The organism is Nocardia sp. NPDC051750 (assembly GCF_044453135.1).
Lineage (GTDB): Bacteria > Actinomycetota > Actinomycetes > Mycobacteriales > Mycobacteriaceae > Nocardia.
The window spans coordinates 112,399-124,922 of record NZ_JBITCK010000004.1; the positions used below are offsets into that span (position 1 = coordinate 112,399).

At 69.0% G+C, this 12,524-nt stretch carries 11 protein-coding genes; 6 read left to right on the forward strand and 5 right to left on the reverse strand.

Going from position 1 to position 12,524, the window contains the following annotated elements; translation table 11 throughout:
- The first annotated feature begins 11 nt into the window (after positions 1-11).
- The 3 genes from ACIA75_RS18855 (at position 12) to bla (ending at position 4,250) form a co-directional block, all read left to right on the forward strand.
- Positions 12-2,222, forward strand: coding sequence for an MMPL family transporter (locus tag ACIA75_RS18855; protein ID WP_397105570.1), 2,211 nt, complete (start codon positions 12-14; stop codon positions 2,220-2,222).
- Positions 2,223-2,281: 59 nt separating this feature from the next.
- On the forward strand, positions 2,282-3,091 hold the full coding sequence (locus ACIA75_RS18860) for a helix-turn-helix domain-containing protein (RefSeq protein ID WP_397105572.1): 810 nt from the start codon (positions 2,282-2,284) through the stop codon (positions 3,089-3,091).
- A gap of 280 nt (positions 3,092-3,371) precedes the next feature.
- Positions 3,372-4,250, forward strand: a complete 879-nt coding sequence (bla, locus tag ACIA75_RS18865) for a class A beta-lactamase (protein ID WP_397106676.1) — start codon at positions 3,372-3,374, stop codon at positions 4,248-4,250.
- A 37-nt stretch (positions 4,251-4,287) separates the two neighbouring features.
- Here bla and ACIA75_RS18870 read toward each other — a convergent pair whose 3' ends face one another.
- Complete coding sequence (locus ACIA75_RS18870; protein ID WP_397106679.1) at positions 4,288-5,580, reverse strand: APC family permease; 1,293 nt, start codon at positions 5,578-5,580, stop codon at positions 4,288-4,290.
- A 393-nt stretch (positions 5,581-5,973) separates the two neighbouring features.
- Here ACIA75_RS18870 and ACIA75_RS18875 point away from each other — a divergent pair, with 393 nt between their 5' ends.
- The gene (locus ACIA75_RS18875) at positions 5,974-6,891 is read left to right on the forward strand and encodes a phosphatidylinositol mannoside acyltransferase (RefSeq protein WP_397105574.1); all 918 of its coding nucleotides are present in this window, start codon (positions 5,974-5,976) and stop codon (positions 6,889-6,891) included.
- Positions 6,892-6,922: 31 nt separating this feature from the next.
- Here ACIA75_RS18875 and ACIA75_RS18880 read toward each other — a convergent pair whose 3' ends face one another.
- Positions 6,923-7,525 (reverse strand): hypothetical protein, encoded by a 603-nt coding sequence (locus tag ACIA75_RS18880; RefSeq protein WP_397105576.1) that lies wholly within the window; start codon positions 7,523-7,525, stop codon positions 6,923-6,925.
- A gap of 163 nt (positions 7,526-7,688) precedes the next feature.
- Positions 7,689-8,135, reverse strand: a complete 447-nt coding sequence (locus ACIA75_RS18885; RefSeq protein WP_397105578.1) for an Lrp/AsnC family transcriptional regulator — start codon at positions 8,133-8,135, stop codon at positions 7,689-7,691.
- Between the two features lie 73 nt (positions 8,136-8,208).
- On the opposite strand from ACIA75_RS18885, the gene ACIA75_RS18890 reads away from it, so the two are divergent.
- Both ACIA75_RS18890 and ACIA75_RS18895 read left to right on the forward strand, forming a co-directional pair.
- A complete protein-coding gene (locus tag ACIA75_RS18890; RefSeq protein ID WP_397105580.1) occupies positions 8,209-8,952 on the forward strand; it encodes an AzlC family ABC transporter permease in 744 nt (247 codons plus the stop codon).
- On the forward strand, positions 8,945-9,268 hold the full coding sequence (locus ACIA75_RS18895; RefSeq protein WP_397105582.1) for a branched-chain amino acid transporter permease: 324 nt from the start codon (positions 8,945-8,947) through the stop codon (positions 9,266-9,268). The genes ACIA75_RS18890 and ACIA75_RS18895 overlap by 8 nt, the downstream gene beginning before the upstream one ends.
- A 48-nt stretch (positions 9,269-9,316) precedes the next feature.
- Here ACIA75_RS18895 and ACIA75_RS18900 read toward each other — a convergent pair whose 3' ends face one another.
- Both ACIA75_RS18900 and ACIA75_RS18905 read right to left on the reverse strand, forming a co-directional pair.
- Positions 9,317-11,158 carry a DUF4153 domain-containing protein gene (locus tag ACIA75_RS18900; RefSeq protein ID WP_397105584.1) on the reverse strand — a complete coding sequence of 614 codons (1,842 nt, stop codon included), beginning with the start codon at positions 11,156-11,158 and terminating at the stop codon, positions 9,317-9,319.
- Between the two features lie 391 nt (positions 11,159-11,549).
- On the reverse strand, positions 11,550-12,497 hold the full coding sequence (locus ACIA75_RS18905) for an ATP-binding protein (RefSeq protein WP_397106681.1): 948 nt from the start codon (positions 12,495-12,497) through the stop codon (positions 11,550-11,552).
- Positions 12,498-12,524: the final 27 nt, after the last annotated feature.

Below are 12,524 nucleotides of genomic sequence, written 5' to 3' on the forward strand. Positions count from 1 at the left end.
AGGGGCCAGCCATGCTCGGACGGTTAGTCACCAACCATCCCCGCACACTGATCGCCGCCGCGCTGGCGGCATTCTTCCTGTTCGCGGTCGTGGCGAGTGGTGCGATGAACGCGCTGTCGCTGAACAGGTTCGAGGACCCGGACGCCGAATCGGCCGCTGCCGCCGCTGCACTCGCGGAACTGTTCGACACCGGAACGGCCAATGTCGCGATCCTGGTCACCGCCACCGGCGGCGATGTGCGCGACGCCGCCGTGGCCGCGGCCGGCACGCGGCTCACCGACGATCTGGCCCGGTACCCGGGCGTCGGCGACGCGTGGTCGTTCTGGCAGGTAGCCGCACCGGACACATTGGCCAGCAGCGACTTCCGGCATGCACTGGTGCTGGCCTGGGTGCCCGGCGACGCCGACGAGGTGCGCGCCCGGATTCTGCCCGGTATCGAGACACAGATCATCGACGCCTTCGCCGATCCCGCGGTGACACTCACGCTGGGCGGTGCCGACCAGGTCTTCCGCGAGGTCGCCGCGCAGTCGTCGGCGGATTTCCTGCGCGCGGAACTGATCGTGCTGCCCCTGGTCGTCGCGCTGCTGGCGCTGGTGCTGCGGCGCGTCGTGCTGGCCCTGATCACCGTCGGCATCGGGTTGTTCTGCGTGGTCGGAACGCTGGCGGCCCTGCGCATGATCACCGGTTTCGCCGATGTGTCGACCTTCGCCGCGAATATCGCGCTCGTCATGGGTATCGGCCTCGGCGTCGACTACGGGCTGTTCGTCATCTACCGGTTCCGGGAGGAACTGACAGCCGGCCACGACGTACCCGTCGCGGTGCGCCGGGCGCTGGCGAGTGCGGGGCGCACCGTGGCGTTCAGCGCCGCGACGGTGGGTATCAGCCTCGCGGTGCTGTTCGCCTTCCCGTTTCCGTTCCTGTCCTCGTTCGCCTACGCGGGTATCGCGGTCGCACTGACGGCCGTGATCGGGGCGGTGGTGATCCTGCCCGCCGCGCTGATGCTGCTGGGCCGTCGCGCGCTGCCGAAGCGGCCGGTACCCGTTCCCGAACAGGGCTTCTGGTTCCGCACCGCCCAGTACGTGATGCGCAGGCCCGTCCTGACCGGTGGTTCGGCCCTGCTGGTCCTGCTACTGCTCGGCGCGCCCGCGCTCGGCGTGAACTTCGGCCCGCCGGATGACCGGGTGGTCGGCACCGAACAGCCCGTCCGTGTCATGTACGACACGATTCGCGCCGATTTCGCCACCGAAGAAGCCGACGCGATCCATGTGGTGGCCCGGCAGGCCGAAGCTGCCGAGATCGCCGTGTATGCCGAGCGGTTGTCCGGGATAACCGGTGTGCTGCGGGTGGATTCGGCCGCGGGCGCGTTCGGTCCGGGGACGTCCGGTGCGGAAGGTCTGGATCCCGCACGTTTCGTGAGCGGCGACAGTATGTGGTTGCGCGTGGTGCCGACCGGTGAGCGGCTGGGCCACGACCCCGGTGGGCTGGTACGCGAAGTGCGCGCCACCGCCGCGCCTTTCGATGTTCTGGTGGGCGGCTATCCGGCCGAACTCACCGACTATCGAGACGGTGTCGTAGGGCGTCTCCCGCTGGTCGCCGTGCTCATCATGCTGGTCACATTCGCCGTGCTGTTCCTGATGACCGGCAGCGTGCTCGCGCCGCTGAAAGCGTCACTGCTGAACCTGCTGTCGATGACGATCATGTTCGGCGTGCTGGTATGGGGATTCCAGAACGGCGCACTGTCCGGCCTGCTCGGCGTCACCCCGACCGGCGTCATCGAACCGAGCATCCCCATCCTGATGTTCTGCATCGCCTACGGCCTGTCCATGGACTACGAGGTCTTCCTGCTGGCCCGGATCAAAGAGGACTACGACCGCACCGGCGACCCGATAGGTTCCGTCCCCCGCGGTATTGCCCGGTCCGCCCCGCTGATCACCGCCGCCGCATTGATCCTGGCCGCTTCGTTCGCCGTGTACGCCACCGGCGGTGTCGCCTTCCTGCAGCAGCTCGGTATCGGCATGGCGCTCACCGTCGCCCTCGATGCCACCCTGGTACGCGGCGTCCTCGCCCCCGCCCTCATGCGCCTCGCCGGCCATGCGAACTGGTGGGCGCCCGGTCCGCTGCGCCGCTTCCACAACCGGTTCGGCCTGCGCGAAGACACAGAGCCGGAAGCGCTTCCGGCCGCTGCGGCGCCGGTCGTCACCAGTGCCGGGTCTCGCGGATGAGCAGCCAGACCAGGTACGCGCCACCGAGACAGACCGTGACAGCACCTACCGGGAGATCCGTGTCCGGAATCGCGTGCGGGGTTGTGCGGGGTCCGATGCTGCCACCCGCGACCCGGCCGCAGGAACGGGTCCAGCGGCTCGGCGTCGTCCCCGCGATCACCGACCTGATGACGACGGTGCTCGCGGCCGGCCCGGCGACCCGCGAGCAGATCCAGCCGCGCCGCGGCGCGCTCGACGGTCTGCTGCGATCGCTCGGCACGCGGTACTTCGCGCTCACGCTGCCCGCGCATCCGGTCGCGCACGAAGCTGTCGCCTCCAGCCGGACACTCGACGAGTTGGCCGCGCTACGGCATATCAGCGTCCGCCATGTGCAGCGGCTCTTCCTGGCCGAGACGGGATTGCCGTTCACCCGGTGGCGGGCACGCGCGCGGCTCGATATCGCGATCACCCGGTTGCGCGGCGGCGACTCGCGCACCGTCGCGGCTCACCTGGCCGGTTACGTCACCCGCGGTGGGCCTGCTCGGGGCCTTGCATCGGGAGACGGGGATTCCGGTGACTCTGCTGTCGCGTGCGCCGCTGTCCGCACTCGCCCCCCGAACAGAGCAGTCCCCGGTAGTCTCCATCGAATCCATGAGGCTCAGTCGTCGCTGACCGCTCCGATATTCGACTGGCTTGCCGGGGGCCTGGCCGGAATCCTCGGAAATGGCGCCGTCGTTGTCCGAACGTCTTCGTCGAACGAGGTCCACTCTTCGGTGTTCCGGTATATGTCCAGTCTCCTCCGGATCAGGCCCGAGTCAAGCCCTGAACCCCAGGTAGTGGAGATATTCTGCCGAGATCCCGGTGGTTCGGTGCGGCAATCTCCCGGGTGAATTCCCCGGGTCCCGCGCCCAGCGTGACGCCGTACTCCGGGTGTGTGACGGCCAGGTGCGGCGAGGCGGCGGTTCATCTCTCGTGCTCGGTCGGCTGCGAGGCGTCGGAACCTGTGCCGACCTGCGTCGATATCCATTCCGACTCGTGCGCGGCGGCCCGGCGTATTTGCCGTGCACCGTCGTTCGGTGATGTTCTGCGGCGGTGACTTTCCCTGTACTTGCCCAGCTCGACCCACCGCGCCCTCGACGGTTCCTGGCCACCGTGCTGGCTGCGTCCGCGCTGGCATTCACCGCTGCCTGCGATTCCCAGGCGGAGTCCGCGGCGCCGTCCGACCCCGCAGGTGTCACCGCGCCGGCGGCCACCACCCAGGCATTCGCCGATCTGGAGACGACCCACGGTGCGCGGCTGGGTGTTTTCGCCCTCGACACCGCTTCCGGTCGCAGCGTCGCGTACCGCCCGGAGGAACGGTTCCCGATGGCCTCCACGTTCAAGGGTCTCGCCTGCGGTGCCCTGTTGCACGAGCATCCGCTGTCGTCGGGGTTCTTCGACCAGGTGATCCACTATCCGCGGCATGAAATCGTCGAGTACTCGCCGGTGACCGAGCAGCATATCGACACCGGAATGAAGGTCGCCGACCTCTGCCACGCGGCGATCACCGTATCCGACAACACCGCCGGCAATCAGCTCCTGAAACTCCTCGGCGGCCCCGCCGGCCTCACCGCGTTCCTGCGCTCGATCGGCGACAACACCTCCCGGCTGGACCGCTGGGAAACCGAACTCAACACCGCCATACCCGGCGATGAGCGCGACACCACCACACCGTCCGCGCTGGCCACCGACTACCACACCCTCGTCGTCGGCGACGCTCTCCGGGCACCCGAACGCGACCAACTGAAGTCCTGGCTGGTCGCCACCACCTCCGGTGCCGACCGCATCCGCGCCGGCCTGCCCGCGGACTGGACTGTAGGCCACAAGACCGGGACCCCCGCCTACGGCTCCGCCCTCGATGTCGCCGTCGCCTGGCCCCCGGGCCGCGCCCCCCTCGTGATCGCGGTACTCAGCACCAAATCCGAGCAGGACGCCGAACCCGACCCCAGCCTCCTCGCCGCCGCCACGCGGGAGGCGGTCGCGGCACTCGGAACCGGCGAAACCGGCTGAGAAGCGACAGCGCGGGAGTCGAGTGCCGCGGCGGTCCTCATCGCGAGCGGTGATCGCCGAGCGCGCGGCGCAGACCGTAGACGAGGGCCCCCACCACAACGACCCCCGCGCCGGTGAGCACCGAAGGCGGCGGCAAGGTGACCGCCAGGACGACGCAACCGGTCAGGCCGACGGCCGGGATGACCCGCGGTGGCCGGTTCTCGCCACGGGTCAGCGTCGCGGCCGCGGCGTTGGCGATCGCGTAGTAGAACAGCACACCGAACGAGGAGAACCCGATGGCGGCGCGGATATCGGCGGTCGCGGCCACCACGGCGACGACCACCCCGACGGCCACCTCGGCGCGGTACGGCACCGCGAACCGCGGATGCACCGCCGCCAGCGCGGGTGGCAGATGCCGGTCGCGGGCCATCGCCAAAATGGTGCGGGAGACCCCGAGGAGCAGTGCAAGCAGCGCACCGAGCGCGGCCACGGCCGCCCCGGTGCGCACCACCGGCTCCAGCCATCCCGCCCCGGCCGCACGCACGACCTCCGACAGCGGTGCGGTCGCGGTAGCGAGCCGGGCCGGCCCCAGCACCAGCAAGGCGGCGACGGCGACGAGCGTGTAGACGATCAGGGTGATGGCCAGGGCGATCGGGACGGCGCGCGGGATGGTGCGGGCGGGGTCACGGACTTCCTCACCGAGGGTGGCGATGCGCGCGTATCCGGCGAACGCGAAGAACAACAATCCCGCCGCCTGCAGGACCCCGGCCGTGGTGATATCGGAGCCGAGTGCGAGCCGTGCGGTGTCGGCCTCGCCGGACCCGAACGCGACCACCACGACGGCGGCCAGTACCGCCAGCACGAACCCGACGATTGCCCTGGTCAGCCAGGCCGATTTCTGCACACCGGCGTAATTGACCGCGGTCAGTGCGACCACCGCGCCGACGGCCACCGCATGCGCATACTGCGGCCAGGCATAGAAGCCGACGGTGAGGGCCATCGCCGCGCAGGAGGCGGTCTTCCCGACCACGAACGACCAGCCCGCGAGGTAACCCCAGAACTCGCCGAGTCGTTCCCGCCCGTACACGTAGGTGCCGCCGGATGCGGGATACCGTGCCGCCAGCCGCGCGGACGAGGTCGCGTTGCAGTAGGCGACCACCGCCGCGATCCCCAAGCCCAGCAGCACCCCCGACCCGGCCGCCCGGGCAGCGGGCGCGAGGGCGGCGAAGATCCCGGCGCCGACCATCGCACCGAGTCCGATGACGACGGCATCACCGACACCGAGCCGTCGGCGCAAACGGCTCGTCCCCGCGCCACCGGATGTGGCGTCGATACGGTCGGCTGCGGCCATCATGCTCCATACCGTATTCCAAGGCGCTCCCGCACGGGCGCGGGCAGATCATCATCCGGCGCCATGAGCGCCCGGACACCAGTCGGTCGAGCTCGGGATCGTCAATCGTCACCATCCATCCGGCGCAGACCGATTGCCTGCCTCGCTTCGGTCGGGTCCGTGCCGCCGACGCGAATTTCGCCGCTGTTTCGTAGCGCCGTTGGCGCGGTGGAGGTCCCGCATCTTCTGCGACCGGTGGTTAGAATCGACGTATTCGCAGGCCGGCGTGACGGGCTTCGTGTCACGTGACTTTTCGATTCAACTCACCGGGTCCATCGACGAATCGGGTCAAGGATCGACCATGACAATGTCGAACACAGTTTTCCGCGGCGGGCAGCCAGGGCGGGTGCCCGGATGAACACGGCGGCCCGGGTCTCGGACCTCGGGTATGCGGCGGCGTGGCGGCTGATCCGTCTGCTGCCGCAGCGGTGGGCCTTGCGCTCGTTCGAGATCGCGGCCGATCGTGCGGCCCGCGATGGCGGACCGGACCAGTTGCGCCGCAACCTTTCCCGGGTACTCGGAACCACTCCGGACGCGGTACCCGACGACCTCGTCCGCGCGAGTCTGCGCTCCTACGCCCGGTACTGGTGTGAAGCGTTCCGGCTGCCGTCGATGGATCCCGTGCGACTGGCCGACACGATCGAATCCTCGGCCACCGGGGTCGAGCACATCCGTGACGCGGTCGCGCGGGGTCGGGGCGTATTGCTGGCGCTGCCGCACAGTGGAAACTGGGACCTGGCGGGGGTCTGGGTGGTGCAGCGGGTGGGCCCCCCGACCGTCGTGGCCGAACGGCTGGCACCGGAATCGCTGTTCCAGCGGTTCGTCCGGTTCCGGGAAGGTCTGGGGTTCGAGATCATCCCGCTCACCGGTGTGGAAACGCCACCCTACGAACAGTTGACGGCCCGGCTCCGGCAGGGCCGGGTGGTGGGTCTGCTGGGCGAACGCGACCTGTCCGGCGCGGGCGTCACGGTCGACTTCTTCGGCGAACCGGCCACCATGCCCCCGGGGCCCGCCAAGCTGGCAATCGACACCGGCGCGCCCCTGTTGCCGGTGCACTGCTGGTTCACGCCCGGCGGCTGGGGGTTCGATATCGGCGCGCCGGTCGACACCACGGGTGGCGTCGCCCCGACGACGCAGCGGCTGGCCGATCGATTCGCCGCGGGTATCGCCGCGCACCCCGCCGACTGGCATATGTTGCAACCGGTGTGGACCGCCGACTTCAGCGCCGAGCGGCTCGCCCGGATGGAAGCCCGCCGCAGCCGATCACGCTGACCATCGCCCTCCGGGATCCGATTTCCCCTGGTCATACCCGCGGCGCCATGCGATGTTTCGTTGCGAGGGGGGCACTGTCCGGGATTCCGGCTCGCGCCGCCATCTCCGGAGTGAAGACGACGAGGACGTCATCGGTGCCGAGAGAGAACTCCGATGCGGCCCCGGGGTCCGCGGGGCGTCCCGCGATTATCCACACCGCCGAGTCGCGGAGGCCGAGGTGGACAGCCACGGGCTCCCGAACCGTGCCGAGCGGATCTTTGGCCCAGCAGATATCGGCGGTGACGATTTCCTGTCCGATCAGCTTCACCCACTCCGGATGCCCCGAAACCGGGACCGCCATCGAGCCCCATGGCCGGCCGGCAGTGAGGATTTCGGTCATCGGTTTCGGATAGGTTTCGAGCGCGTAGTAGGTGAAGGTGTGATCCCAGATCATCGAGTAATGCTGACCGGAATCGGTGATCAGCTCCACGCCCATCGTCGGCACATGCCAGTCACCGAAGTCCCATTCCTCGGGGAGTTCTCCGTTGTCGCCCTCGCTCAACACGTAGTACACGACATCGGCAAGGTGCTGCTCGCGCAACTGCGCCACCGTTGCTTCGAGCTGTTCCGCGGCAATCTCCGATGATGAAGGCACGCCCTGGATTCTCCTCGAAGCTCGGGGTCGCCGTGACGAGTGGTAGCGACGGATCGTGCTCCGAAACGAACTCGGCGCATTCGCCGTCCCGGACGGGTTTGCCTGGGAGCACGCCAGAGCGAGCCGGTTATCCGGGTAGTGCGGCCGGTTCCGGCGGCGTGGGTCAGTCGTCGGTTTTGATCTTTTTCATGATCAGGTGGGAATCCACCCGGGCGACCGCCCGTAGGCCCATGAGTTTGCCGGTCAGGAAGGTTTCGAAGGTCTCCGGGTCGGTCACCGCGACGCGGACGAAGTAGTCGGGGCGGCCGAAGAGACGGTGGAACTCCACGACCTCGTCGTAGGAGGCGATGGCGTTCTCGAATTCCTCCACCGTCTGCAGGTCGTTGATGCTGATCTCCACCGAGACGATGACCTCGAACCCGCGGCCCATGGCGGCCGGGTCGATCCGGGCCCGGTAGCCGCTGATCACTCCGGATTCCTCGAGCCGCTTCACCCGGCGCAGGCATGGAGGCGGTGTCAGCCCCACGCGTTTGGCCAGTTCGACGTTCGTGAGCCGACCGTCCTGGTGAAGGTGAAACAAAATATCTCTGTCCACCGAATCGAGGTGCATATATGTCTCTCGATCGCCGATTTCGATCAGATCCGGAAACCATATTACGCGGAGAAAAACATAAAATAACCAGGTGAGTACGGCACAGACGACATCATCCGGTACGGCGGTCTCGCCGCACCCCGGGCCACCGCGGTCGGATCTGCGGTCGGCGCTGGTGGATACCAGCTCGGTCGGACTGGCTCTATTTCCGCTCGGTCTGGCGCTCGGAATTCTGGTGGTGCACAGTCAGCTGGCCTGGTGGTGGGCGCCGGTATTCGCCGGTCTCGTCTACGCGGGATCGCTGGAATTCCTGCTGATCGGACTGGTCACTGCCGCGACACCGCTGGCGCAGGTGGCGTTGACGGCATTCCTGGTCAATTTCCGTCATGTCTTCTACGCCCTGTCCTTTCCGCTGCACCGGGTCCGTGGCCGGTGGGCCAAGGGCTATGCGACCTTCGCGTTGACCGACGAGGCCTACGCCCTGACCACCGGCCCATCGGCCCGGCGCTGGAGCGGCCGGCGCATCCTGTGGCTGCAGGTTCTGTGCCAGGGCTACTGGGTTGCCGGGGCCACCGCCGGCGCCGCGGGCGCGGCGCTGATCCCGGTGCAGCTCGACGGTCTCGATTTCGCCTTGACCGCCCTGTTCATCGTGCTCGCCGTGGACGGTTACCGAGCGAACCGGGATATCCCGGTTCCGGTGATCGCCCTCGTCTGCGCGCTGATCGCCCGGTTCCTGCTGCCCGGGCAGATGTTGCCCGTCGCGCTGGGGCTCTTCCTCGCGGCGTTGCTGATCAGGCGAGTCCGTGCCGGGAAGGTGGTGCCCGGCCATGCCTGACACCGGTTATCTGATCGCCGCCACCGCGCTGTGCTCCGTGATCACCTGGTCGCTGCGCGCGCTGCCGTTCGCCGTGCTGGCCCCACTGCGGGCCAGCGGCACCGTCGAATATCTCGGCCGGCATATGCCCGTCGGGGTCATGCTCATCCTCGCCGTGTACACCCTGCGCGATATCGCCCCGGCGCAACTACTGGTCACCGGGCCCGCCCTCGCGGTCACCCTCGCCCTGCACCTGTGGCGCCGCAACGCCGTGCTCAGTGTGCTGACCGGCACGGCGCTGCACGTCGCGCTGACCACGATCCTCGCCCACACCTGACCGCATGCCCGGCTTCGGAGCACTCGCGGTGGTGCGTTCGGGCTGCTCTCAGCGTGCCCGGGTGCGGGCGAGATTCCAGCTGTTCCAGGTGTCGTCGTCGAGTTGGTACTCGAGCCGGTTGCGGAGGTCCGTGCGGAGCGGCGCGGGAAGCCGGTCGATCGCGGGGACGATATCGGCCGACAGCCCCGCCAGGTAATCGATATCGAGCTCTTCGCCGCGCTGCCAGCGGTCGATGTTCTCGGCGGCGACCAGGCCCTCCGGGTTCAGCGCGGCGAGTGCCAGCAGCGCGGCCACGGCGGTCGCGACGGTGGTGCGGGGAAGCCAGGCCGTTTCCAGACGCAGGACGGCGACGATCACCAGGACGTACACGATGCCGAGCCAGAGTTCGCAGGTGCCGACCAGCAGCCGCAGCACGGTGAACCCGTATGCCTGCTGGTAGGTCCACATGCGGCCGAGTGCGGAAACGATCATCACCAGGGTGAGCCCACTGATGGCGCACAGCAGGATCCGCAACCACAGGCGGTCCACGGCCGTATCCCGGGCTGCCCTGTGCAGTACAGGCAGGATGACGGCGAGGGTGAGCACGGTGACCGCGGACAGTTGCCAGAACCCGCCGCGAGCGTATTCGGCGTAGGTCAGGCCGGCGGTGCGCTGTACGTAGTCGTCGCCACCGAACAGGGCCACCAGCTGCGCCCCGACGAACAACGCGAACACCAGTGTCAGCGCACCGACAGGCAGACCCCATTCCAGCCGCGCCAGGGTCCGATTCGGAACTTTCGACTGTGCGTTCTCAGGGGTCGGCGGCCCGGCGAGCAGATACACGGCGCTCAGACTTCCCGTGGCTGCCAGCAGGAACACCACGATCCACCGCGTGACGGTGATGCCGTCCATCCGCGGTATCAACCCGTCGACGAACGCGGCGAAAGTAGCGTCGGCGCCGGCCAGCAGGGGCACGAATACCGCCAGCAACGCGACGGTGACAGCCACGGAGACTCCCAGACGCCGGTTACGCAGGCCGCCACCGTTCCGGCGTCTGCCCTGCTCGGTGTATGCCCAGGCGACGGCTCCGAACGAGGCCAGCGGGACGGCGACCACATCGTGGAACAGTCCGTGCACCGATCGCCGGCCCACCACCGCGAGCGACCCGGCCACGGCGGCCGCCGCCACGCACAGGACGAACAACCACCCGGCCGCCCGGAAGGTGCCGACCGCCAGCAACGCCAGCGCCGCGATCGCCCACACCAGACTCTCCCGAGTCGGGCCCGCCGTCACCGCTTCCCGCCGTTCCGGCCGGGCCTCCGCCGCTTCGCGCGGATTCCCGCTCGGTCCCGCCCCGTCGTGTTGCTCGGGGTTCGGTCCCGCCGTGTCGTGCTGCTTCGGGTTCGGTCCCGCCGTGTCGTGCTGCTTCGGGCTCGGCTTCGCTGTTTTGTGCTGGTTCCGGCCGGCCGCCACCGTTTCGGGTGGGTTCTGGCTCGGCTCCACCATTTCCTGCCGTGTTCGGTCCGGCGCTACCGGTTCCTGCCACTCGCTGTTCGCGGCTCGGCGGGCGCGCCGATGGACCACGGTCACCGCGGCTGCCGTGGCGGAACCCGCGAGCAGCCAGCCGATACCGGGTCGATCCAGGGGAACGGTCGCCGCCGCGACCAATCCGGCGATCCCCGCCGCGGGCAAGACGCCGGCCGGGTAGGCGACCCGCTGCCATCGTGGTGGCGGGGGCGGCGGGAATGTTCGATTCGGGTACTCCGGCATACCCGCAGCCGCCGGTATCTGCCAATGCGCTCGGCTGCTGGGGCTCGCGTCGACGGCGGTGGGCGGAGCGCCGGTGGGTTCCGCTCGAGGCACGCCGGGTTCGGAATTCGCGGCCGCATCCGGCTCGGTGGGGGAGACCACGGTCGAATCGTGAGCCGCGGCCCGTGACCAGTAGGAAACGGTCGAACTACTCGGGGACTGATCCGTTGGTGCTGCGCCCCATGCCGGGCTCGTGGTGCCGGCCGGTGCTGCACCGTCGCTTGGTGTCGCAGTGTTGCCGGGGGTCGCACCGTCGGCTGGTGCCGTGGTGCCGACGGGTTCGGCGGGGTCTGCTGGATCCGCCGATTCGACTGTGTCTGCGGGTTTTATCGATTGCGCTGGGTTCGGCCCCGTCGGTCTCGCTGATTGCGGCGAGTCCGTCCGGTCCGCGGTGTCGTCGTCCGGGGTGGGTTGGTCGGGCATGGGTCCCCTCCTGTGGGTGTGCGGTATCGACCCGGGGCCGAGCGGCAGCCGGGTTCTGGAGATCGGAGTGTCAGGGTTCGGGTGAGTCGGCGGTCGGCAGGATCACGCGGATCCGGGAGCCGGGATCGGCCACGGCGATGGAGCCGCGGTGCAGGTCGATCACCCAGCGCGCGATGGCGAGGCCGAGGCCCGTACCGCCGCCGTCGGTGCGGCCGCCGCGAGTGAAACGGTCGAAGATCCGTTCCCGTTGCGCCGGCGGGATGCCGGGTCCGTCGTCGTCGACATCGATGACGAGGTCCTTGCCCGCGGTGTGCGCGCGGAGCCGGACCTCGCCGCCGGCCGGACCGTGCCGGGCGGCGTTGTCCAGCAGGTTCAGCAGAACCTGGTGGAGGCGGGCGCGGTCGGCGTACACGGTCGCGGTGCCGGGGTCGGTGTCGCCGTGGAATCGGATACCGCGGCCGAGGGCGGCTGTCATCACCTCGGCCTCCGCCACGACATCCGCGAACAGCGGTGCGATGGCGAATTCTTCGCGGTCCAGCGGGACCGCCCCGGCCTCGATGCTGGAGAGGTCGAGGAGTTCGGAGACCAGCCGGCCGAGCCGTTCGGTTTGGGCGAGCGCCGTTTCGAGTGTTTTCGGCTCGGGTTCGGACACCCCGTCCACCAGGTTCTCCAGCACGGCGTTGAGCGCGGTGATCGGGGTGCGTAGCTCGTGCGAGACATTCGCGATCAGCTCACGGCGCTGCCGATCGGCGGCGGCGAGATCGGCCGCCATCCGATTGAACGCCTCGGCCAGCTGACCCACCTCGTCCCGGGAGGACGCGCGTACCCGGCTCGTGTAGTCGCCGCGTGCCATTCGCTGGGCCGCGGCGGTCATTTCCCGCAGTGGCATGGTGATGCCGTGTGCCAGGAACTGCGAGGTCACCAGGGCTATGACCATCGCGGTGAGCGTGGTCATCGGCGGCAGCCAGCCGATCTGTAAACGGAAGTAGCCGAAGGCGAGCCCACCCGCGAAGGTCATCAGCACGGCCAGCTTGAGTTTGATGGA